At 38.1% G+C, this 23,851-nt stretch carries 23 protein-coding genes, 1 tRNA gene and 1 other annotated feature; of the genes, 16 read left to right on the forward strand and 8 right to left on the reverse strand.

The features are described 5' to 3' along the window. Window positions 1-8: 8 nt before the first annotated feature. From ABES02_RS05595 to ABES02_RS05620, 6 genes are all read left to right on the forward strand, one after another. Window positions 9-296, forward strand: coding sequence for a EutN/CcmL family microcompartment protein (locus ABES02_RS05595; RefSeq protein WP_430131916.1), 288 nt, complete (start codon window positions 9-11; stop codon window positions 294-296). Continuing rightward, on the forward strand, window positions 297-572 hold the full coding sequence (locus ABES02_RS05600; RefSeq protein ID WP_223590451.1) for a BMC domain-containing protein: 276 nt from the start codon (window positions 297-299) through the stop codon (window positions 570-572). After that, on the forward strand, window positions 572-835 hold the full coding sequence (locus ABES02_RS05605) for a EutN/CcmL family microcompartment protein (RefSeq protein WP_430131919.1): 264 nt from the start codon (window positions 572-574) through the stop codon (window positions 833-835). The genes ABES02_RS05600 and ABES02_RS05605 overlap by 1 nt, the downstream gene beginning before the upstream one ends. Before the next feature lie 174 nt (window positions 836-1,009). Then, complete coding sequence (deoC, locus tag ABES02_RS05610) at window positions 1,010-1,657, forward strand: deoxyribose-phosphate aldolase (protein ID WP_430132373.1); 648 nt, start codon at window positions 1,010-1,012, stop codon at window positions 1,655-1,657. Between the two features lie 167 nt (window positions 1,658-1,824). Next, a complete protein-coding gene (locus ABES02_RS05615; protein WP_430131922.1) occupies window positions 1,825-2,025 on the forward strand; it encodes a helix-turn-helix domain-containing protein in 201 nt (66 codons plus the stop codon). A gap of 100 nt (window positions 2,026-2,125) precedes the next feature. After that, entirely contained in the window at window positions 2,126-4,372 is a 2,247-nt protein-coding gene (locus tag ABES02_RS05620) for an AAA domain-containing protein (RefSeq protein WP_430131925.1), read from the forward strand. A gap of 47 nt (window positions 4,373-4,419) precedes the next feature. Here the strand turns inward: ABES02_RS05620 and ABES02_RS05625 are convergent, their stop codons facing one another. Beyond that, window positions 4,420-5,067 (reverse strand): hypothetical protein, encoded by a 648-nt coding sequence (locus tag ABES02_RS05625; protein WP_430131928.1) that lies wholly within the window; start codon window positions 5,065-5,067, stop codon window positions 4,420-4,422. A 71-nt stretch (window positions 5,068-5,138) separates the two neighbouring features. After that, window positions 5,139-6,374, reverse strand: a complete 1,236-nt coding sequence (locus ABES02_RS05630) for an MFS transporter (RefSeq protein WP_430131931.1) — start codon at window positions 6,372-6,374, stop codon at window positions 5,139-5,141. A 159-nt stretch (window positions 6,375-6,533) separates the two neighbouring features. On the opposite strand from ABES02_RS05630, the gene wrbA reads away from it, so the two are divergent. From wrbA to ABES02_RS05645, 3 genes are all read left to right on the forward strand, one after another. Continuing rightward, a complete protein-coding gene (gene wrbA, locus ABES02_RS05635; protein ID WP_430131934.1) occupies window positions 6,534-7,145 on the forward strand; it encodes an NAD(P)H:quinone oxidoreductase in 612 nt (203 codons plus the stop codon). 118 nt (window positions 7,146-7,263) lie between these two features. Further along, window positions 7,264-7,477, forward strand: a binding site (T-box leader). A gap of 50 nt (window positions 7,478-7,527) precedes the next feature. Then, entirely contained in the window at window positions 7,528-8,640 is a 1,113-nt protein-coding gene (gene proB, locus ABES02_RS05640) for a glutamate 5-kinase (protein WP_430131937.1), read from the forward strand. Window positions 8,641-8,648: 8 nt separating this feature from the next. Beyond that, the gene (locus tag ABES02_RS05645) at window positions 8,649-9,890 is read left to right on the forward strand and encodes a glutamate-5-semialdehyde dehydrogenase (protein WP_430131941.1); all 1,242 of its coding nucleotides are present in this window, start codon (window positions 8,649-8,651) and stop codon (window positions 9,888-9,890) included. 22 nt (window positions 9,891-9,912) lie between these two features. On the opposite strand, the gene ABES02_RS05650 is transcribed toward ABES02_RS05645, so the two are convergent. Then, window positions 9,913-10,659 (reverse strand): YqcI/YcgG family protein, encoded by a 747-nt coding sequence (locus ABES02_RS05650; protein ID WP_430131944.1) that lies wholly within the window; start codon window positions 10,657-10,659, stop codon window positions 9,913-9,915. A gap of 133 nt (window positions 10,660-10,792) precedes the next feature. On the opposite strand from ABES02_RS05650, the gene ABES02_RS05655 reads away from it, so the two are divergent. The 7 genes from ABES02_RS05655 (at window position 10,793) to ABES02_RS05685 (ending at window position 19,514) form a co-directional block, all read left to right on the forward strand. Continuing rightward, the gene (locus ABES02_RS05655; RefSeq protein WP_430131947.1) at window positions 10,793-13,069 is read left to right on the forward strand and encodes an ATP-dependent DNA helicase; all 2,277 of its coding nucleotides are present in this window, start codon (window positions 10,793-10,795) and stop codon (window positions 13,067-13,069) included. A 173-nt stretch (window positions 13,070-13,242) separates the two neighbouring features. Then, window positions 13,243-13,497 (forward strand): FeoA family protein, encoded by a 255-nt coding sequence (locus tag ABES02_RS05660; RefSeq protein WP_430131950.1) that lies wholly within the window; start codon window positions 13,243-13,245, stop codon window positions 13,495-13,497. Then, the gene (locus tag ABES02_RS05665; protein WP_430131953.1) at window positions 13,487-14,203 is read left to right on the forward strand and encodes a FeoB small GTPase domain-containing protein; all 717 of its coding nucleotides are present in this window, start codon (window positions 13,487-13,489) and stop codon (window positions 14,201-14,203) included. Before ABES02_RS05660 ends, ABES02_RS05665 begins: the two co-directional genes overlap by 11 nt. Then, entirely contained in the window at window positions 14,178-15,551 is a 1,374-nt protein-coding gene (locus ABES02_RS05670; RefSeq protein ID WP_430131956.1) for a nucleoside recognition domain-containing protein, read from the forward strand. The genes ABES02_RS05665 and ABES02_RS05670 overlap by 26 nt, the downstream gene beginning before the upstream one ends. A gap of 270 nt (window positions 15,552-15,821) precedes the next feature. Next, window positions 15,822-17,300, forward strand: a complete 1,479-nt coding sequence (locus tag ABES02_RS05675; RefSeq protein WP_430131959.1) for a spore germination protein — start codon at window positions 15,822-15,824, stop codon at window positions 17,298-17,300. Further along, window positions 17,290-18,399, forward strand: a complete 1,110-nt coding sequence (locus tag ABES02_RS05680) for a GerAB/ArcD/ProY family transporter (RefSeq protein ID WP_430131962.1) — start codon at window positions 17,290-17,292, stop codon at window positions 18,397-18,399. The genes ABES02_RS05675 and ABES02_RS05680 overlap by 11 nt, the downstream gene beginning before the upstream one ends. Further along, the gene (locus ABES02_RS05685; RefSeq protein ID WP_430131965.1) at window positions 18,396-19,514 is read left to right on the forward strand and encodes a Ger(x)C family spore germination protein; all 1,119 of its coding nucleotides are present in this window, start codon (window positions 18,396-18,398) and stop codon (window positions 19,512-19,514) included. Before ABES02_RS05680 ends, ABES02_RS05685 begins: the two co-directional genes overlap by 4 nt. Window positions 19,515-19,596: 82 nt before the next feature. Here the strand turns inward: ABES02_RS05685 and ABES02_RS05690 are convergent, their stop codons facing one another. The 5 genes from ABES02_RS05690 to ABES02_RS05710 form a co-directional block, all read right to left on the reverse strand. Beyond that, entirely contained in the window at window positions 19,597-20,679 is a 1,083-nt protein-coding gene (locus tag ABES02_RS05690) for a Ger(x)C family spore germination protein (protein ID WP_430131968.1), read from the reverse strand. Further along, entirely contained in the window at window positions 20,672-21,757 is a 1,086-nt protein-coding gene (locus ABES02_RS05695; protein WP_430131971.1) for a GerAB/ArcD/ProY family transporter, read from the reverse strand. Before ABES02_RS05695 ends, ABES02_RS05690 begins: the two co-directional genes overlap by 8 nt. A 20-nt stretch (window positions 21,758-21,777) precedes the next feature. Continuing rightward, window positions 21,778-23,268: a spore germination protein gene (locus tag ABES02_RS05700; RefSeq protein ID WP_430131974.1), complete on the reverse strand. Its 1,491-nt coding sequence runs from the start codon at window positions 23,266-23,268 to the stop codon at window positions 21,778-21,780. Window positions 23,269-23,386: 118 nt separating this feature from the next. Further along, a tRNA-His gene (locus tag ABES02_RS05705) sits at window positions 23,387-23,469 on the reverse strand. Between the two features lie 33 nt (window positions 23,470-23,502). Beyond that, window positions 23,503-23,799: a hypothetical protein gene (locus tag ABES02_RS05710; RefSeq protein WP_430131977.1), complete on the reverse strand. Its 297-nt coding sequence runs from the start codon at window positions 23,797-23,799 to the stop codon at window positions 23,503-23,505. Window positions 23,800-23,851 lie beyond the last annotated feature (52 nt).

Genomic DNA, 23,851 nt, shown 5'->3' on the forward strand with positions numbered 1-23,851 from the left:
GTTAGAACATGTTTGTAGCCAAAGTGATAGGCAATATGGTTTGTACACATAAAAATGACAATTTAAGAGGTTTAAAGCTTCTGATTGTTCAACCAGTTGATGACCAGTTGAAGGATAAAGGCAAACCACTTGTGGCTATAGATACCATTGGACAGTCAGGAGAAGGAGATCTCGTATACCTTGCAAAAAGCAGAGAGTCATCCTTACCGCTTAACAAAGATTTAGTCCCATCAGATGCGGGGATATTAGGAATAATAGATTACTATAATGTGACCAAACGAATGGAGGAAATATAAATGAGCAACGCATTAGGAATGATCGAAACTAAAGGTTTAGTAGGGGCAATTGAAGCAGCAGACGCGATGACAAAAGCAGCAAACGTTACATTACTTGGAAAAGTGAATGTTGGCGGCGGTTTAGTTTGTGTTATGGTACGCGGTGATGTTGGTGCGGTTAAAGCAGCTACTGAAGCAGGTGCTGATGCAGCACAACGTGTTGGTGAGTTCTTATCTGTCCATGTTATTCCAAGACCACACTCAGATATCGAAAAAATTCTTCCAGTAGTAAAATAATGAAACTAGCAAAGGTCGTTGGGAATGTCGTATCAACGATAAAGACACCCAGCCATCAAAGCAAAAAACTAATGGTTGTCATCCCGGTTGATGCGTCAGGAAAAGAAATCGGCGAACCGATCATTGCGTTTGATCGTTTCCATGCCGGGGTTGGCGATTATGTGCTTTTACTTGAGGAAGGTGGTTCAGCACGTGACATATTAGAAGATCCAAAAGGTTCTTTTGACGCCGTCATTGCTGGAATTGTTGATCGATTAGAATAACGTGAGGTGAACAGCATGCAAATTGAAGCATTAGTTGAACAAATTACCAATCAAATTATGCAGCAATTAACGAATAAACAGGAGTTGAAGGAAGTTAAGCCAGCTGCTTCTGGAAACGTAACTTATAAAGAGGGTTCAGCATCAAACATTATCACTGGTCCGTCTGTCGCTCGTATGATTGACCATACTTTATTAAAGCCAGAAGCATCAAAGGAACAGATTGTTAAGCTTTGTGAAGAAGCAAGTGAACATAAGTTTGCTACCGTATGCGTAAATCCATATTGGGTTTCTACCGCAGCAAAGGAACTTAAAGGTTCTGGCGTAGGTATTACTACAGTGGTCGGTTTCCCATTAGGGGCAACCAGCACGTTTGTTAAAATCGCTGAAACTCGTGATGCGATTGCAAACGGCGCGACTGAAATTGATATGGTGATCAACGTGGGTGCCCTTAAATCTGGTGACTTTGAAACGGTCAAAAAGGATATTGAAGGTGTTGTTTTAGCTGCAAAGGGTCATGCACCTGTTAAAGTAATTATTGAAACAGGACTGCTTGAAATTGAAGAAAAGAAAAAGGCTTGTATTTTAGCAAAAATGGCTGGAGCTGACTTTGTTAAAACGTCAACCGGTTTTGGACCAGGATGTGCGACGGCTGAAGACATCAAGTTAATGCGCGAAGCCGTGGGTCCAGATATGGGTGTCAAAGCTTCTGCATGTGTAAGAGACCTAGATACTGCTAGAAAACTTATTCAAGCGGGTGCGACAAGAATTGGTGCAAGCTCAAGTATTGCGATAATTACTGGCGGGCAAGGTACGGGATATTAATTCTAATATTCTATGGAAAAATTGAGTTTTTCATATAGGGTTTACTGCTATATGAAAAACTCAAATTTTTTTTATCTCCCATTATAAAAGTATTGAAAATATTAAAATATTTTACTATAATGATAGTAACGAATTGTAATCGCTTACATAATTAAGGGGTGTTTTGAATGAACAATATTGGACATCAATTAAAGAAAATTAGATTAAATCGTGAAATTGAAATAGATAAACTTGCCTCGTTATCTGGTTTAAATGCAGAGACCATCGCTGCCATTGAAGAAGGCGATCTTGACGTTCAGGTTTCTATTTTAGCAAAGATTTCCAACGCATTGAATTGCTCCTTCTCAATTGGGGACGTATCTATTTAATATTTATTGGAATAACAAAAAGTAACGTGTTATAGTAATTCCATTAGCAGAAGTTCAATCTTAATAAGGTTGAACTTTTTTTAGTTAAAGGAAGAGATATATGCTTAGCACAACAACCTATATCAAAGAATGGCAGCAGGCTCTGCAAAATGAAGTAAGCTATTTAAAAAAATACGGCAGTAATAAAATTCTTGTTTCCAATGGAAGACTCCTTTTCAGTGAAGGGTCGTTTAACTATTATTTTGATGCCGCTGAGAATTTGCGGATCCCGGTCGGTTCCTCGATTAGACTAGAATGGGGAAGTATGAAAAATTCAGGTCGTGTCCTATCCTCTGAGGGGAAAGGAATCATGCTGGCTTTAGAGCAATCATTCGGTGATTTAATTGATGAGGCCCATCTTTTCCATGATCCATGGGAATTACTCGAGCAGCTCATCCAACGACTGGATGAAATCAAAAAAAATAAGCTGAAACGCATGCGAGTGAAAAAATTGATGGATCCATCGATGCCAGCCAAGCATCCTCAGGAAAAAATAAAAAGTAATGTTCACGAGGTTCTATTACGTTCAAAATACAATCCTGTAACCTTTGTCTGGGGCCCGCCTGGGACTGGTAAAACCTATACACTTGCACGGGTTGCCGCTAATAAATATTTCCAGGAAAAGCGAGTGCTCATTTTATCACATAGCAATCAAGCGGTTGATGTCCTGATTAGTGAAGTTTCGAATTTTATTATCAAGAAAAATCGATTCAAAGAGGGTGATGTCCTTCGCTACGGTTCACAAAGCGGAGAGCAGCTTTCCAATCAAGAGATGGTTACGACTAGTCAGTTGATTCAGAAACAAGATCCACAGCTTGCAGAGGACAAGGAAATATTAATCAAAGAAAGACAAAAATTAAAGCAAGATATAGCTCGTTCTTTTAGTAAGAGAGATACTGAATCATTGCTCGAGCTGGAGACAAAGATTGCCAAGGTACTTGAAAAGATTCGTCAAAAAGAAATTCAGTTTGTAAAGGATGCATTTGTTATTGGGACAACGCTAGCAAAGGCCGCAAGTGACCCAGCGATTTATGAAAAGGAATTCGACCTGGTCATTTTGGATGAAGTAAGTATGGCCTATGTCCCCCAATCCGCGTTTGCTGCATCAATTGGAAAACGGGTAATCATTTGCGGAGATTTTAAGCAGCTGCCGTCGATTGCTTCATCAAGGGATGCATTAGTGACTAAATGGCTAAAGGAAGATATTTTTCACCGCGCTGGTGTGGTCGAGTGGGTTAAGGAAGGAAAATTACATCCCCATTTATTTTTGCTAAGAGAACAACGCAGAATGCACCCGGACATATCGTCTTTTACGAATCAATACATCTATCATTCGCTTGTTGGCGATCATGAAAGTGTCCGGAAAGCCAGAAATGCCATTGTTGAACAGGCTCCATTTGCTGGACAAGCATCAATTCTAATAGATACTAGCTTTACTGGAGCTCATTGTATAACCGAAAGAACTTCAAATTCAAGATTGAATCCTTGGCAGCTGCTTTTATCCTTTCAATTAATACACGAGTCCTATTTGGCGGGGTCAACATCAATCGGCTATGTAACACCCTACCGAGCACAAGCCAATTTAATGGATTTTTTATTAGAAGATTTATATGAAAAGGAACGCCAAACAGCTGATATCATCTCAGCGACTGTTCACCGATTTCAAGGCAGTGAGCGGGATGTGATGATCTTTGATACCGTTGATAGCGAACCGCAGGAACGAGTTGGGATGCTGTTAATTGGAGCGGACAGTGAACGATTGATTAATGTAGCAATTACAAGAACGAAGGGGAAGTTCCTACATGTAAGCAATAATGCATTTATTCGCAAGCATGTCTATAAGGGGAAAACGCTTAGACAGCTTGTAGAGCATCAAGAAAGACAACATCAAACGGTGAGGACGAACGAAATTGGCACCTGGATCAAAAATCAGCACCACAGTTTACAATGGATGCATGCTAGAAGGCTTGAAAAAGTATTCCATGACATCGAATTTGCCAAAAAATCTGTAGTGATCTCATTACCAGTCCGTACCATTTTGTCAGCGGAATGGAAGTCGAAACTGAAAAATAGGAAAAATCATGTTCAATTAATCATTTTTTCAGATGATGACTGGGATGAGTTACAACCAAATCGTTTATTTAAGGAAAGGGTGCCATTTCCTTTTCTTGTGATTGACAAGCAGATATTTTGGCTCGGGGTACCAATAGAGGGGGGAAATGCGGTGGAGCCTCCTTTCATTGCGGCACGGCTGGAATCGGAGAAGGTATCAGAATACTTTTTATCTCAGTTCCGAGAACAAGAATAAAGAGAAAAAGCATCAAAATCGATGCTTTTTTCTTTGTTTATAAATTGCTATCGATATCTCCGGAATCCGCGATATTCTTCACTTTCACTGCTGCTTTCATCTGGTTCATTGTTGCTCTCGTCACTGCTCCCAATGGTGTTAAAACGGTCACTGCTTTCAACGGTGTTATCATCACTTTCATTGTTATTTTCATCCTCAGTTGTTTCATTAGTAATTTCAGCTATAGTTTCTGCGTCTATTGAACTATTTGTTTGGATATTCTCCACTGACACGACAGCTGTAGTCACATTGGAAGCGGCTTCTACTGCATTGCTGCTCTCCTCTTCTTCCTCTACGGCAGCTCCTAGTCTATTGCGTTTAATTTTTCCAAGTGCCTCCATCCTAAGGTTTGCTATCCCAAGGATTTCATCTAATAAAGACGCGAATCTAATGAAATCCACATCGTTTTCCCCACTATTTTGAATTACATCAATAAAGTCATTTTCAAACATCTGATATTCTCTTTCGTATTGATCAGGATCCATATCTCTAAAGTTCACCCCGTTAATCCGAATAAACTCAAAGATAAATTTTGTAATGACTAGGTTTGTTGCATCTAATCCAGGAGTACCACCCAGAAAATTGTTCACATCACGAAGTGTTCTATAGTAACTAATAAAATTTGAATTTGCTTCTAAAAATTCCAGTTTACTCAAATTTGTTTTCTCCCTTCATTTTTAATCCTTTTGTATTAAAGATATGCAGGGAACCTGCTTCTAGAAGGAGATTATGATTGAGTAACACGTTCGTTAAATTCAGGTGTTACTTTTGTCACCGCAGGTGTCTGCTGAACGGAATTTTTAACTTTAAAGGTTAAGGCTAAACCTACAAGCAGGCATATAGTGCAAAATAGAAAAGCGCTTGTAAATCCACCCCAATCCTCGATTAACCAGCCAGCAATAGTTGGACCGATAAACTGTCCAACAGCAAAATAAAAGGTAACGTAACTAAATGCCACTGGCATGTCGGCAGGCTTGACATGGTCCATACTTGAGGCTTGGGTTAAGGTAAATAATCCAGTTGATGTGCAGCTTAAAATAACGGTATGAATAGTAAATCCAATCAGGGTTGGAAATAGAACGGGAAGGAGCATCGAGAATGCTGTCAACCCCATCGTCAGAATTAATGATGTTCTCCGGCCTATTTTATCGGAAATAACTCCCCAGATGGGCCCGCTAAATATCGATAAAATTCCGTTTAAAGCCATTAATTGACCGGCATATTTCACACTTATTCCTGATTCAATCATGTAACTCATGACAAAAATCATTTGAACTATGTAGGTAATTCCGATAATCCCATAAATAAGCCCGACATTAATCACTTTTGGATTTTTATAAATTTCTTTTGCGGATGATTGCTGTCTATTCTGTTTACCTGGATTTTCAGCAGGTGGATTTTTAATGAAAAAGAGCGTTAGAACCACTACTAGTAGTCCGATGACTGAGAATATTCCCCACGCGATTCTCCAGCCGATTTCCTCATTTATCCTGCTAAGGTAGGGGACAAGGATGCCAGCCAGAAGAATACCAATTCCAGCCCCACTTGTGGTAAGGCCGATGACAAATCCCTTTCGGTGCGGAAACCAGGCAACAAGCAACGAGATAAAAGGGGTATAGGTAAAGGAAGTCCCAATCCCTAATAAGAGCATAAAAATAAAAGTTTCTGGATATGAAAAAGAAAAGGATAGACCCGCAAGTCCAAGGGTTACAAGGGAAATTCCAAGTAAAACGGTCCTTTTACTGCCCCATTTGGATGCGAGAATTCCTGCAAAAATGATGGTACTCAAATAGCCTAATGAGGTGGTTGTCCCGAGATATCCTGCTTGTTTATAGGTGATATGAAGTCCCTCTCTCATAAACGGAAGGATAACCCCATACGAAAGTCTGGCAAATGCCAATACCACTATGGTTGTCAACATTCCAATTATGGCATAACTCCATAATTTTTTATTGGATTCCATGAATGTCTCTCCTTTTTTATGATCACATTTCTATATCATCTTATTCCTTTCGGGTTACGAAAATTCTTTCAAGTCTGAAACTTAAATGAATAAGTGCTTTTAAATATGGGGAAAATTTTTATGTTTGAACGAATTCATTAGAGTAAGGAGAACTTCGCGATGACAAATGTGAAATTAGCCGTTATTTATTACAGCATGGGCGGAACAAATCATCAATTATCAAGATGGGCTGAAGAAGGGGCCAAGGAAGCCGGTGCAGAAGTGAAGGTGTTGAAGGTTCCTGAATTAGCACCTCAATCAGCAATAGAAGGAAATCCCGTCTGGAAAGCACATGTTGAAGCGACCGCAAACGTGCCGGAAGTAAAATTAGAAGATTTGGAGTGGGCTGACGCCATCATTTTCAGTGTGCCAACTCGTTTTGGAAATATGCCATCACAAATGAAGCAGTTCTTAGATACAACGGGTGGACTTTGGTTTAATGGGAAACTGGTAAACAAAGTTGTCAGTGCGATGTCGTCTGCACAAAATTCTCATGGTGGTCAAGAGGCGATGATTTTATCACTATATACAACCATGTATCACTGGGGAGCAATCGTTGCTGCACCTGGATATACGGACCCGGTAACATTTGGAGCGGGAGGCAATCCATACGGAACGAGTGTCACCGTTGATCAAAGTGGTAAAATGGTTGAAGATGTACAAGCCGCCGTTAAGCATCAGGCAAAACGGACTGTAACAGTGGCTGAATGGGTCAAAAAAGCAAATCAGTAATTTTTAATTGAGCTGACTGGGATTTACCAGTTAGTTCTTTTTATTTTATACTAAATTTTCGAAAAATTCTATTGACATTTTGGCTATTTCTAAGGATAATCAAAGAAAATTAAAATGGAAAATGGTAAGGGACTAGTAAATCTTTGGAATGTGAAAGAGAGTGAAACCCACCGGCTGAAAGGTTTCTCACGGAAAGAGGATTGAACCTGCCCTGGTATAACTGCTTATGGAAACATGGGCCGTGACCCGCGTTATGGGTTTAAAGTGGATGCCAGCTTGAGGTTCGGCATCAATGAAGGTGGTACCGCGGAAACGACTTTTCCGTCCTTTAATTAGGACTGGAGAGTCGTTTTTTTATTTTTTAAAAAAGAAGGTATTAAATATGAAAAAACAACTAGTAGTGGTGAAGATTGGCAGCAGCTCGTTAACAAATGCCTCCGGAGCTATATCAAAGGAAAAAATGCGTGATCATGTGGAGGCTCTTGCCCTTTTAAAAAAACAAGGCCATGATGTGATTCTTATATCTTCTGGAGCCGTTGCCGCTGGATTTGGCTCACTTGGGTATACGGCACGACCAAAAACAACGGCTGGGAAGCAGGCCGCTGCTGCAGTAGGGCAAGCACTGTTAATGCAAAATTATATTCAACTATTTAATGAGTTTACGATTGTACCAGGGCAAATTTTACTAACCCGTGAGGACTTTTATAGCCAAATTAGGTTTAATAATCTTTTTAATACCATCCAGCAGCTACTTCAAAGAGGTGTAATTCCGATCATAAATGAGAATGACTCCGTATCGATAGAAGAACTGACCTTCGGAGACAATGATATGCTGTCGGCACTCGTTAGTGGGTTTTTACATGCAAATGCTCTCATTATATTAACGGATGTCAATGGACTGTATGATGGAAATCCCAAAGTTTCCAAGGATGCAAAAAAATATCATTTTATCCCGGAAGTATCAGAGACTCTTATGGGATTCGCTGGAGAAAGCGGTTCGTCAGTAGGTACTGGTGGAATGAAATCAAAACTGCTTGCTGCGAAAAAAGCATTATCGCTCGGTGTCAGTGTCTTTGTAGGAACTGGTGCAGGGAAAGAAAAATTGATTGACATCCTTTCTGGTAAAGGTGACGGTACATATATCGGCGGCCCTTTCCAAACACAAATGCAAATGAGGAAACAATGGATTGCCTACCACTCGCAGGTAGGTGGGGTAATCGAAATTGATGAAGGGGCTGAGCAGGCGATTGTACAAAGAGGAAAAAGCTTACTACCCGTTGGAGTAACAAATGTCACCGGTGAATTTAACGCTCTTGATGTGGTAGAGGTACGTAACCCAAAAGGAAAAATCGTCGGAAAAGGGCAAGTTTATTATTCCTCTCAGGATCTACTAAAGGTAAAGGGATTACCAAGTGAACAATCTAAGGTTTTTTCCATAAATCAACGGGCAGAAGTGATTCATCGCGATAATTGGGTCATGCTGCCAAAGGAGTGAAAGGTTCAATGAGTGAGTTAATAGAAAAAGCGAAAATATTGAAGAAGGCTTCGAAAAGTTTAGGGATGCTTACAGCTGAGGAAAAAAATCAAGCTTTAGCAAGAATGGCTGATCAAATTATGATTGAAAAAGAACGAATTATCAAGGAAAACCAAAAGGATATTTCAGCTGGTAAAGAAAATGGTATTTCTGTTTCACTTTTGGATCGTTTGCTTCTAACAAATGAGCGAATTGACCAGATAGTAGAAGGTATCTATCAGGTAATTAAACTAGATGATCCAATCGGTGAGATTATTGAGGCTTGGGAGAGACCGAACGGCTTGCACATTCAAACTGTAAGAGTACCGTTAGGTGTTATCGGAATGGTATACGAGGCCCGTCCGAATGTGACAGTGGATGCCGCGGCTCTTTGTTTAAAAGCTGGGAATGCTGTTTTGTTACGTGGGAGTTCTTCTGCTATTCATTCGAATAAGGTACTTGTTCAAGTGATGCAGGATGCCCTTGCCGAAACGGCGATGCCCAAAGCAGCCGTTCAGCTATTAGAAGATACAAGCCGGGAGACTGCCTCACAAATGTTTAAGCTCAATCAATATTTAGATGTCCTCATTCCACGCGGTGGTGCAGGGTTAATTCAATCTGTTATCCAGAATGCAACGGTTCCTGTGTTAGAAACGGGTGTTGGCAACTGTCATGTTTTTATAGATGAATCAGCACAAGAAAAAATGGCAACTGAAATTACATTAAACGCGAAATTACATCGGCCATCTGTTTGTAATGCAGCGGAAACGCTTCTCATTCATAAAAAGTGGTCGTATATTTCAGAATTAATAAATGTTCTGCGTGAAAAAGGAGTCGAGCTGCGTGGTGATAAAGAATTATTATCCATATATTCGTTTGTCAACCAGGCAACCGAAGACGATTGGAAAATAGAATTCTTAGGACCAGTCCTAGCTGTAAAACTAGTTAGTAATGTGAATGAAGCAATTGACCACATAGATCAGTATGGTACAAAGCATTCAGAAGCTATAATCAGTGAAAATCAGCAAAATGTCCGCTTATTTTTCCAGGCGGTAGATGCAGCAGTGTTGTATCATAATGCCTCTACCAGGTTTACCGATGGGGAGCAGTTCGGATATGGGGCTGAGATAGGGATTAGTACACAAAAGCTTCATGCACGGGGTCCAATGGGACTTAAGGCAATCACAACAACCAAGGCGATTGTGCAGGGCAATGGGCAAATTAGAATATAAAAAAGGAAGTAAGGACTTAAAATTAGTCCTTACTTGTTTTTTTTCTAATTGAATGAAAGGGACATTGGGCTAAAGATGTATCATCATCATGCAAGAAATATTGCTTCCACTCATAGTTATCCTTATTTCCATACGTATTTAAATTAGGGTGAATGTCTATAGAGTCATATTCTGATAGGCGTTTGCGAATGGATGCTTTGATTTTGGCAGCATTTGAAGCAGTTGAGGAAAACTCTTCTAGAACAAATCGAGGGGTAATAGCTAGCATGAAGTATGGGAAATGTCGGCTTACTCTTTGTTTATGTGCTGGTGTCGCACAATACATAAAATATTGCTCACCATGAAAGCAGAATTCCCATAAAGAATCATGAGGATCAACTGGTATATGGTTTGGCCATTCTATTTGATCGAATTCATGTAAAAGATTAAGCTGTTCCCAAAAAAACTGCTCAAATTTTTCTACTGAGGTATTCTCATGTAAATCCGAACTTGGTTCATAAAATACAATAAGCGAAGTAAAGGATCCAATTTCTCGAAAGGTCTTTGAATAGTCTTCCAGTAGTTGGGCTAATTGTTTTGAGGATGCATTTTTATTTGGAATGCTGACAAAACCATATCGAAAACGATGGAGTTGATATCCTTGTGTGGCTGGAATACATGGAAAGGGTTTGTTTTTATCCAGCATTTTTGCTTCGAATTTTTCAAATGCATCCTTTTGCCAATTTTCCTGTGCCATCCCCAGCAGTGATTCCTTTGTAAAGATATGCATGTAATACCCACCTTTCATTCACAAGATATGCACAATTAAAAATGAGGGTGAGTATTCCAGTTGTTACCCATTACCAGCAATTCTGTTATAATAAAAAAACAAACGTATATTCCCTTTATAAGATGGTGATTTCGTGGCAAATGATATTCAAATTTCTGTTAGAACTTTAGTGGAGTATGTATTTCGTAGTGGGAGTATCGATACACGTTTTCGGTCGCAATCGACGCTTACAGATGGGACAAGGATACATCAAAAAATCCAAAAAACCTATCATGAGGGGGATCAAAAGGAAGTCTACCTCAGTGTTGAAATACCATTTGAAGGAATTTCCTTCCTTATTGATGGCCGATGTGACGGGCTTTTGTTTAAAAATGGGGAAGTGACGATAGATGAAATCAAATCGTTCTCCCAGCCATTGGAACAAATTGATGGTGATGGCTACCCTGTTCACTGGGCTCAAGCGAAAATGTATGCCTATATATATGCGAAAGACCACCAATTATCTGAAATCAATGTACAGCTAACCTATGTTCAGGTTGAATCAGAAGAGAAACAGTTTTATCTAAATAAGTTTACTTTAGTAGAGTTAGAAGACTTTGTATTAGAAGTAGTTAGGGGGTATGCCCCTTTTGCAAAGCTGCAACTGAAGCATCGTACGGATCGAAACAAGAGCTGCAGAGAGTTGAATTTCCCCTTTCCTTCTTATCGTGGAGGTCAGCGCAAATTGGCAGGCGCTGTTTATAAGACGATTTCGGAGGAGAAAAACTTATTTGTAAAAGCGCCTACAGGAATCGGGAAGACAATTTCTACTCTCTTTCCAACAGTAAAAGCCATCGGAGAAGGCTTATTAAACCGCATTTTCTATCTTACCGCAAAAACCATCACCCGAACTACAGCCGAAGAGGCATTCGCCCGTATGCGTACTAACGGTCTATGCATAAACACGGTCACCATCACAGCTAAAGATAAGGTTTGTTTTAAAGAGGAAACAAAGTGTCAAAAGGATTACTGTGAGTTTGCAGATGGGTATTATGACAGGATCAATAGGGCCATTCTCGATATATTAGAGAATGAAAACATTATGACTCGCGATGTAATTGAAACCTATGCTCGAAAGCACAAGGTCTGTCCATTTGAATTTTCTCTTGACCTCGCCTATGCCGTTGATGCCATAATTTGTGATTACAATTATATTTTTGATCCCCGAGTTTCGTTAAAGCGATTATTGGAGGATCAGAAAAAGTCGACCGCTGTACTTATTGATGAGTCCCATAATCTAGTCGATCGTGGACGGGAAATGTTTTCCGCCACTATTAACAAAGAAATATTTCTTCAATTGAAAAAAGACTATAAAGGGATCAATCAAGCCATTTATGATGCTGCGAACAATTTGAATTCCTGGTTTATTTCCTTAAAAAAAGAATATGCATCTCAGAATGAATTTGTTGTAAAAGAAATGGACGAAACTTTAAAGCTACAACTTATACACTTCTTAGAAGTTGCGGAACAATTATTAAAATCAGGGGACTCAAGCCATTTATTGGATTCCTATTTCGTGGTCAATCATTTTTTAAAAATCTTAGAGTTACTTGATGAGCATTATGTAATATATGGTGAGAAATTTAAAAATGATTTAACCTTCAAGCTTTTTTGTATTGATCCTTCAAAAAATCTTAAGCAAATGGGGAAAGGATTCCGGTCAAAGATTTACTTTTCAGCAACGTTATCTCCACTGCCCTATTACCTAGATATCCTTGGGGGACAAGAGGGAGATTATGCCTTTTCAATTCCTTCTCCTTTTTCAAAGGAGCAAGTGGACGTTTTGATAAAGCCAGTGTCAACACGCTACCGGGATCGTGAGCGAACCAGGGAACCTATTGTGAAAATGCTGCAAACAATCGTAAAAAAACGGCCAGGCAATTATTTGATTTTTTTCCCGTCTTATCACTATTTACTTTCGGTATTTGAACAGTTCAAACTAGGAGATGAAGTGACAGAGACCATTATCCAAGCATCCGGGATGAGTGAAGTTGAAAGAGAAGAATTTTTAGCCGCATTTAAACCGAATCAAAAGGAAACATTACTGGGTTTTGCTGTTCTTGGAGGGATTTTTTCTGAAGGAGTCGATTTAATTGGCGACCGCTTAAATGGTGTTGTAGTGGTAGGTGTGGGCTTACCTCAATTATGTTTTGAGCGAAATCTAATGAAAGACCATTTTGATAAGCAAGGTAAAAATGGATATGACTATGCTTATGTATTTCCTGGGATGAACAAGGTGTTACAGGCTGGAGGAAGATTGATTCGCTCTGATGACGACCACGGTACCATTGTTCTTGCCGATGATCGCTTTTTACAACCTCATTATCATAATCTACTTCCGCAGGAATGGCGGGAGTACACAATTATTTAAGGTGCGATTTGCATTCATTTGCAGCGTGCTTTTTTTTTTTGCTTGGACAAGGATCCCATTTTTTAAATTAATTCTAAATTATTTTTGTAAATAAGGTGACAAAATCGGAAACTTTATCATATAATTAACAAAAAGTTGCACTAGGTAAAAACTTTGAAGGAGGGGAAAGAGAGATGGATAAACCTAAAACAATGAAATTAGTGAATGGTGAAAAAGGAAATATTATAAAAATTACTTCTTTAAATCTGGACGGTGTGATGAGAAGAAGATTATTAGATTTAGGCTTTGTAACTGGCGCATTGGTTGAGGTCGTACGTAAAAGCCCCTTAGGAGACCCAATTGCGTTTCGCGTCAGCCAAACTACGATTGCACTTAGGGAAGAGGAAAGTTCAAAAATAGAAGGGGAGCTGGTATCTGATGGGAAATGAATATCGAATTGCCTTAGCGGGGAATCCCAATACAGGTAAAAGCACGTTGTTCAATGCCTTAACGGGACTTAGACAGCATACCGGCAACTGGGCCGGCAAAACGGTTTCGCTTGCACAGGGGAATGTGCAGTTTAAGGATAAAACGTTCCAACTTATAGATCTCCCTGGCACCTATTCACTTTTTTCTAATTCAACAGATGAAGAGGTTGCTAGAAATTATATTGTTTTTGAAAAACCCGATGTAACGCTTGTCGTACTGGATGCGACATCGTTAGAACGTAATTTGAATCTCGCTTTACAAGTTTTGGAGATGACAAAAAACGTTGTCATTGCGATTAACCTAATTGATGTTGCTGAACAACAAGGAATTCAGATTAATGAACGGCTGCTGACAAATCGATTAGGGGTTCCAGTCGTCAAGATTTCTGCGAGGAACAAAAAAGGATTTCCAATGCTTTTAGATACGATCGACCGCATCGTAACGGGAGCCATTGAATGTAACCCAGTAAGAATGACTTACTCCGAGGAAATTGAAGAACAAATCAAGAAAATTGAACCGAAGGTAAGTGCGATTGTTGGCAATCAATTATCTTCCCGCTGGGTATCATTAAGATTGCTGGATGGTGACGAAACCTTATTGAATGAAATAAATCAGAGATTGTCAGGGAGGCAGGTAGAGTATGAGTATTCAACACATATTTGCTGAAGCCCAGGAACTGACGACGCCAAAGCTGAGAGATGATATTGTTCAGCAGCTTTATGATCGCAGCCATAAATTATGCCAAGAAGGCATTTCATATACGAAATCGGAAAGAGATACACGGACAGAAAAACTGGATGCCATTTTTACTTCACCTATTTTTGGTTTTCCGATCATGATTGCCATGCTAGGTTTATTGTTTTATATAACTATTGCGGGTGCCAATGTCCCTTCCTCCATGATTGCGGAGTTATTTGGATACCTTGAGGGTTATATAACGCAGTTTTTTAACTTTATTCATGCTCCAAATTGGCTCCACGGCATTCTGGTTCTCGGATTATATCGGGGTACAACATGGGTCATAAGCGTGATGCTGCCTCCGATGGCGATCTTTTTTCCAACCTTTGCGTTATTAGAGAACTATGGATACCTGCCACGGGTAGCCTTTAATATGGATCGTCTCTTTAAAAGAGTTGGGGCACATGGGAAGCAATCCTTAACGATGGCGATGGGCTTTGGCTGTAACGCAGCGGCGGTTATTTCAACGAGGATTATCGAATCACCTCGTGAAAGAATGCTTGCCATTTTGACGAATAATTTTGTACCATGTAATGGCAGATGGGGAACATTAATTGTGTTGTCATCGTTATTTATGGCTGCTGGTTTTACGGGGGGAATGGCATCACTTGTTACTACAGGTGTCATTGTTGGAATCGTTATGTTTGGTATCATCGTTACCTTTTTCGTATCGTGGATATTATCGAAAACCGCTCTCAAAGGGGTTCCAACTCATTATACGTTAGAACTTCCACCTTATAGGAAACCAAAGATCTTTGATACTGTGATTCGTTCATCTTTAACAAAATCATGGTCAGTCCTAGTGCGTGCAGTTAAGGTAGCGGCACCTGCAGCCATTTTAACGTGGGTGTTTGCCAATATATATGTTGGTGATACGAGTATCCTGATGTATGCTGTTAATTTCTTGGATCCATTTGGAAAAATGCTTGGCCTTGATGGGTATATTTTGATGGCGTTTATTTTGGGTCTGCCTGCAAATGAGATAGTGTTGCCAATCCTTTTAATGGGGTATTTATCAACTGGATCTTTAACTGAAGTTGATAACTTGGTAGATTTAAAGAAAATTTTTCTAGAGCATGGCTGGACGTGGTTGACTGCATTAAACATGATGTTATTTTCATTGCTGCATTATCCTTGCGGTACGACTTTGCTTAATATTTATAAAGAAACAAAGAGTAAGAAATGGACTTTCTTAGCATTTCTTATCCCAACAGTTATTGCCATTCTTGTCCCACTATTCATAACGCAAACGGTGAGATTTTTTGGATGGGTATAAATTTTGAAGACATCACTTTATAAAAAGTGGTGTCTTTGTTTAGACTTTGTAACATGTCTGGTGATTGGCGCTCCAGTTTCTCCCCGCGGAAAGCGAGTGCCCGGAGCGGAAATCAACAGGCCCAGCTGCAGGGGAAATCTTTAAATTTGATATTTAGATTCTGACATCACTTTAATAAAGTGGTGTCTTTTTTTGATTATTAGAAGTATAAACGAATAGGTCATTGATAAATGAAGAAACCTATAAATACCTATTATGTGGAGGATAAGGATGTCAGAGGATACTTTAACAGATACCATTCATTCAGATTTTCTATTGAATATTCAAACGTTAAAAAATACCTTTTCAAATATCCATGATTTTAAGACAAGAGTTTTCGAGATAAAGGGTCGAAAGATTGGGATTGCGTATATTGACTCGATTACGAATAAGGATATCGTTAATGGCAGAATTGTAAATGAAATTAAAAAGTTAGATGTTCCTGACTCCCTCCTTGAATTACCTATAGCTGACATTCATGCAACAGATGATTTTAAGAAAATATTTTCTGGAATTATGTCTGGGAAGGTCGCAATTATTGAAGGAAACTCGATGATCGCTTACCTGCTGGATACCGGATTGTTTGAATCTCGTTCTATGAGGGAACCTGATTCAGAAAAAATCGTTGGCGGTTCACATGACGGCTTTGTTGAAAGTTTAAATAAAAATATTAACATTCTAAGAAATCGGATTAGAACACCAAATTTAAAGAGTGAGTTATTAAGCGTAGGAGGAGAGGAGATAACCACAAATATTTCTATCCTTTATCTCGAAAATATCGCAAATCCTGAAGTAATTAATATAGTAAAAAACCGCATTTCTCTCATTAAACTGGAGAATAGTCTCACACCAGGAAAATTGGAAGAGTTTATTGAGGATAGCTCATACTCCCCATTTCCACAAATTTTAGAAACAGAAAGGCCTGACCGTGTTGCTGCAAACTTGATGGATGGGCGTATAGCGGTATTGGTGGAGGGAAGTGCAACTGCATCCATTATGCCTGTCACATTTTTTTCCTTTTATCAATCCCCGGATGATTATAATTCTAGATTTATTTTAGGGTCGTTTTTGCGAATAATCAGACTGGTAGGTTTTTTTATAAGCATTAGTTTACCGGCGATCTATATTGCTATTGTTTCTTTTCATTATGAGATACTTCCCTATGAATTAGTCACAAATATTAAATCGAGCTTAGAATATGTACCCTATCCGCCGGTTATAGAAGCCTTGATTATGCAGCTTACCCTGGAATTATTAAAAGAAGCAGCCATCCGCTTGCCTACATCCATGGCTCAAACAGTAGCTATAGTAGGTGGTTTAGTAATAGGTACTGCCATTGTGGAAGCCAATCTTGTTTCGAATACTATGATCATAGTCATTGCTATTACGGCAATTTCTTCCTTTACTGTGCCTATTTATGAGATGAGTTCATCGATTCGGTTATTAAGTTTTCCCATGATTTTTGCTGCATCGCTGTTAGGGTTAGTAGGAATTGTTGTAGGATTTATACTTTTAATGATACACCTAGTAAAATTAGAATCATTCGGTGCTCCATATTTTGCACCATTTGGTCCCATTCGTATGTCCGATTTAAAAGACTCGTTAATAAGAGTACCATACTGGAAAATGAAGACCCGTCCAAGTACAGCAAAACCAATTAATCAAAAACAATCCACTGGGAAAAAGGGGTGGGCTGAGGATGGAGAATAAGAAGGAGGGAATTTCCTCTTTTCAAATGTTCTTCTTCATTGTATTGTCGACAATCGGAGAAGGAATTTTATCATTTCCGAATTTGGTTTACAAAGATGCCCGGCAAGCCTCGTGGATATCCATTTTGATAACGGGCTTTGCCGCTTTTTTTCTGGTATTGACCTATTGTTATTTGCATCGTCGATTCCCAAGGAAAACCATTTATGAAATTTGTATGGTTATGTTCGGAAAATGGTTAGGAAGGTTAATCATCGTGGGTTACCTTATCTATTTTTTCCTTATATGCATGAATATTAATCGAATATACATGGAGACCATCAGAAATTGGATTCTAACCTCTACACCTCGATCAGTGATTTTATTTCTTATGTTTATGCTTGGGATTTATTTGGGTAAAGAAAACATAAGAATGATAACACGCTTTTTTCAGCTTAGTTTTTGGATTATTATCTTTCTCATGTTCATGAATCTAGGGTCATTGCCTTATCTACATTGGAAGTATTTATTTCCGGTTAATGAAGTTAGTTTTGCCAATATTTTAAGAGGCAGTAGGAGCAGTGTTCCTTCTTTTTTAGGGTTTGATAGCTTATTAATTATTTTGCCTTTTGTAGAAGGTAAATTAAAAAGTAAGGTAAAGTCCTCTATATTTTCGATTATGTTTATAACATTCACTTATTTATATGTGGTCTTAACCTGTATTTTATTTTTTAGTTCAAAAGAATTGATTTTAATTCCACAGCCGATTTTATATTTATTTAAATCGGTCACGATCTTTGGGGTCATAGAGAGACTGGATATTATCATTGTTTCGTTATGGATTGTCATGATGATGAACAGTTATATTTCCTATATTTATTTAACAAATATCGGATTTTGTACGCTATTTCATATAAAAAAACAAATCATTCCAACGATCATCATTACAGTTCTTGTTTATTTTCTTGTTCTATTTATTCCAGTATCAAGAGAATCCATTATTACTCAGTTTAAACTGATATCCATTTTAAGTTCTATTTTTTCAGTAGGAATACCGTTATTGGCTATCATTTCGTCCTTCCTTTTCCATCGGAAAGACATGAATGAAGGGGAACCTCAATGATGATAGGAAAAGGTTTTTTAATAATGGTGGTTTTGCTTTTCCTGACAGGATGCTGGGATGAAAAACTTTTAAAAGATAGCTCGCTAGTCTTGAGTATTGGCATCGATTCAACGAAAAACAACAAAATAAAAGCTACAACAGCAATCCGAACAAGCAAAATCATTTCAGGCGGTCAAAGTGAGTCGATTAACTACATAGTTGAAGAAATAGGAAATACCATTAGGGAAACCAGATTAGAAGTCGATAAACAAATCCCGGGTGTTTATGAACCAAATAAATTACGAATTATATTGATTGGGGACAAAATTGCAAGCAAGGACCTTTATCCTTACTTTGATGTCTTTTTTCGTGATCCTAGAAGTTCACTTGCTGCAAAAGTTGCCGTCGTGAAAGGGGAAGCTTCTGATATTATCAAAATGAAAAAATTAAAGGAAAATTTGATAAGTGAAGCCTTGATTGATCTCATAAAAAGTGCAGAAGAACACACCATTGTTCCTGTTGAAAATCAACAAACGATTCTAACAAGTATGTTTGACGAAGGCGAGGATTTTACACTTCCATATATGGAGCGATTGGATAAAAACACGGTCAAGGTAACAGGAATTGCCCTCTTTCACAAGAAAAGGTTTACAGATAAAACGTTAAAAGGCAACAAATCAGTTATATTTTTAATGGCAAAGGGGGAAAAGAGCAAGGATATTAAGCTTACAGAGAGTATAGAAAACAATGAAGATCATAAAGTAAGAAACTTTGTCTCTTTTTCTGTTTTAAAAACGAAAAGAAAGATGAATATTAAAATGGTAAACGGCAAGCCTGCAGCAACGATTAACCTAAAGCTTTTTATCGAAATCAATGAATATCCAAAAGGGTCATTATATGGACAAAAAGAGGAATCGGACCTCAATAAAAAAGTGGCCCACAGAATTGCGAAAGAAGCGAATCAGATGGTTGAGACACTAAAAAGTGCTCATTGTGATGCCTTTGGAATTGGACGCTATTTAATCGCTGAGCATCCTAAAGTTTGGGAAAATCTAAATTGGGAGGAGGAATATCCAGACATGCCCTTTAAAATAAACGTTACGGTTGAAACCGTGAAAAGAGGCATTATCTTTTAATCATATAACACCAAAAAACCCATCTATCGTAGTGAAGGTATATGAACCTTTCTACGAGGATGGGTCATTTTTATGGAAGCGGTTAATCTATGATTCCTGTTTGTAGGATTTCTACATCTGCATTTACACTAACCTTTACGCTCGGATAATACCTTTTCCATTGTTTTTCACTAAATCCGCGATAATGTTCTTTATATTTTGCTCCTAAACCTAGAGGGTCTACTTGATGGTTCTTAAAATGTGTAATGATTTTTAAGGCACTTTTTTCTAATTTCTGTTCAACCTGTTTTTGATATTTCTTTTTATCAAAAGTCTGTCTTTTTTGCTTTGAAGGAGCGAACTCTTGAAGTTTTGTTTTCATTTTGAGATGAATCGAAAACTCTGGTCTGCCGTTTACAATTTTTACTTTATACTTTGTATGTGTTTTAAGTGTTTCAAGAACTACCTTATCACGATTTTCCAAAATAAATTGGCGTAAACCATTCCTGTTTTTATCTACTAATGCTTTAAAAATAAATAGGTCTTTCTTTGAAATTGAGGTTACAAATTGATCATCTTTAAAAATTGCCAGTCCAGTGATTCTGATGTTACTATCTGCTTTTTTAATTAATGGTAAATAAGGATCCTGTCCTATTTGAAAATATTGAAATAAAAAGGTTTGTAAATCCGTTCGAGGAAGCAGACCAAATTCCATATTTTGATCGAGCATTTCTTGTATATAAATTGAAACATTCTCCAATTTATATTTCTTTATCTTTAGCAATTCATTAGCATCACCATCAACTACGGCCATTTGCACAATACTTCCAATAGAGGGATCACGGTTTGCTGTGTCAACTAAATCATTAATACCTTTTGTTGCCAAATCTTTGCCATAAAGAGCCAATCGAAGCTGCCCGCTTACCAATGGATATCTTGATTCGTTATTTAAGCTGGTACGTATCTCCTTACTAGATTGACCAAGAGCTGTTTTGACTTCGATATAGGAGGTTTTGTCTTTTTTAAAAATAGGAAATACTATCGTGCCCTTTATGCCCTTTTTTCCGGACAGATCATACCCTACCCCCTGTGACATATTGATTTCATTAACAATGTTGGTAGGGAGGAAGGAGCATCCTGATAAAAATAATATTAGAAATAACCATATTGCTAACCGATTAACCATTCTGATTACTCCTTCGTAAAATGGTAAATACAAGTAAGAGTAATGGGATATAGCCGTAAAAAATGTATAAATTCATTTGAGTGATCATTTTATCCAGCATTTCTTTGAAGGTTTCGGTTATGAATTGAGAGAGTGCCACACTAATTAAGCACAGAATGAGTAAGGTGTACTTTTGTTTCTTACAGAATATCTTCTTTAAGCCTCTGCTTGAGCACCATAATAAAAGTGCAAGCAATGAAGTAACGATAATTAGATACATAGAGATATATAAGTATTCGAATCTCTCCAAATACGATAGCTTAATTATTTTTGTTAAAGAAAGTTCCGGCCAAATCGTCATTTTTAACTGATTTTCACTATAAAAGCTAAAGGAAATAATAGAAGAGAATGTATAAAGTAAAGTGGTAAACAGTACACCTAAATGAGCGAATTTTTTCGAGGCTTTAGGATCCCTTATAAATGGGTAGTACATCAATAATGCCTCTGTCCCCGCTAAAGTATACATCGAGCTTTTAATGGAATCTACCATTTCCATGAAGGTATGGTTCATGATCGGCAGCAAATTGGCTAAATGAGCATTCTTTAACGGGTAAATATAAAGGAAGATTAACAATAATTGCGGAAAAACAAACGATAAAAAAGACAGTCCGACAATTGTCCGAAATCCACCAGAAACACAATAAAACAGGAATATTAGAATTAAGGTAGAAAGAACCCATGTAGGTATGGTCGGAAACATCCAGACTTGAACGATTTCTATATAGCCTAGTAAAACAGATGCACTGGCCAGCCAGTAATATATGATGATAAAAAAGCTAAGAAATTTGCCTAGAAAATTGCCAAAAAGATTTATATGAACATCTATAATATCTCCATCTGCTTTTCCAAGCAGTTTATAAGCCATCCAAATAAAAGCTTGGACTAAACAACCGGCTATTAGGACACCAATCCAAGCATCATATCCTGCTTTCGCGGCAATGATTCTTTGAAATCCTAAAATACCAACACCAACCTGGGAATTATAAATAATAAAGAAGACTAAATAAGGAGAAACTTGATGCCTAATATTCGCTTGCAAATGGAATTCTCCTTTACTATTTATTCATAAAAATCGTTCATTGGCTCTGGGGTCTTCACAGTCCCAGTAGATTTACTCTTCTTTTGCGGCCTCAAGTTTTTTGGGTTTTCTTTTTGCATGGAAAAAGGAAGTCTCACCCATAAATCTTGAAAGGAAGTAATACGTATTGGATATTGGCTTATATAGGGACGCCCCAGTGACGTTAATCGCAGTAAATGGACTTGTATAAATTGGAAGGATAAAAACACCCCAAACAAACCAAACCATTGGGCAAGAAAGATGGTTGGAAACTTTAGAAATCGAATGGTATTACTAAATTTATAAATAGGTGAAGTATAGGAAGCCAAAGTTCCGAGTCCAACTAGAATAAGCAAAACATTACTTGTTAAGCCTGCTTCCACAACAGCTTGCCCGATTACAATTCCACCCACAACCCCAAGGGACTGTCCAATTTTAAACGGCAGGCGAATGCCAGCCTCTTTTACCATTTCAATCATTAATTCTAAAAAAAGTGCCTCCAAAAATGGGGGAAAGGGCACAGATGCTCTTGAACCAACAAGGGTCTCCAATAAACGAGCAGGGATCAATTCATAATGATAAGTCATGATGGCTACATACATCGGAGTTACCATACCCGAGATAAAAATGGAAAGTAAGCGCATTAAACGGAAGAAATTTCCAATTATCCAAGAGTAACTATAATCCTCCATGGCAATAAAAGATTCCATTAAGGTTACGGGAAGAATGACTAAATTTGGTGATCCATCTACTGCAATGATTATTTTTCCTTCTGTTAGTCCAGCAGCCACTCGATCTGTTCGTTCCGTTGAAATCGATTGAGGAAACAAAGAATTGGAGTTGTCCTCAATCATCGATGCAATATAAGAACTGTCCTGAATATGGTCATATTGAAGGTCTTTTATTCTTTGGATGACGGTGTTTACATTTTCTGGATCAGCAATTCCATCCATGTAAAGTACAGCTACTCTTGTTTTGGAAAGTTCTCCAACCTTCATTTCCTCTACGAGCAGTTCCGGAACGGGCAATCTTTTTCGGATAAGATTAATATTGGTGTCCAATTCTTCAATGAATCCAACCTGCGGGCCAACTGCTGATGATTCCATCAATGGAACGCTTATATCGCGAAATTTGGTGTTTGCAATATTAATTATTAAACATTCTTCATCAAATGGGTGCTTTTGGATAACAATAGCTCCATTTAAAATGCTTTGAACTATCGTATCTGAATCTTTTGTAAATACAATTTCCTGAACTGGGATTTTACTTTTCAATTCTTCGAGGGAAAGCCGGTCTTGTAAAAAGGGCAAAACATCCTTATGCAGAATGTCTGATGAGATGAGAGTGCGATAATAAGAAAGCCAGAATGGTTCATTCTCTTTTAATGATGTATGTTCGTATACAAAGTCATTTGATTTAGATAATCGTTCAAGCCAATTTTGATTGGAAGAATTTTGTGGTGTTTTTTCGTTATCGCCATTTCTTGTTTTCATAAAAATCCCTCAAAGTCATTTTTCTCATTTTGTGTAAAATGGTGGATTTTATGCAATTATTGGGGAATAAAAAAGCAGACATGATGGCATGCCTGCATTAAGTATCAACCTACATGGAAGGACTTGACGGGAGTCGAACCCGCAAAACACATAACAGTCTTTCATAGCGACTGCCAGTACTCTACATTGAGCTACAAGTCCTGTTTGTAATATGACCTTTATGGAAGAAATTATTCATTTCAATTTGCGGATTTCTTCTGTAACAACAAACGCCAAGTCATCGTTCCCAAACAACGATAGTACTCCGAGCAAGGTTTGGTCATCCACTTCTCCAGCTTCTTCCTTCGGTACTGTCAACTCAATTGCTTCTCTTAAAGCAGGGTTTGATGACTGATTTGGATATGCCCTTAAATATATTTCTTCGGGATTTAGGTCATGATTCACGCACCACTGGGCAAAGACAAGAATCATCATTTTTTCTTCACCCTTAAAGTTCTCGATAATCTTTTCTTCTATCTGTTTTTGATTCATAAAGCAATTCTCCTTTTTTCACTCGTTATAGGTTTATTATAAAAGTTTTTCA

This window comes from Neobacillus pocheonensis (assembly GCF_050477905.1).
Taxonomy (GTDB): domain Bacteria; phylum Bacillota; class Bacilli; order Bacillales; family Cytobacillaceae; genus Neobacillus; species Neobacillus pocheonensis_A.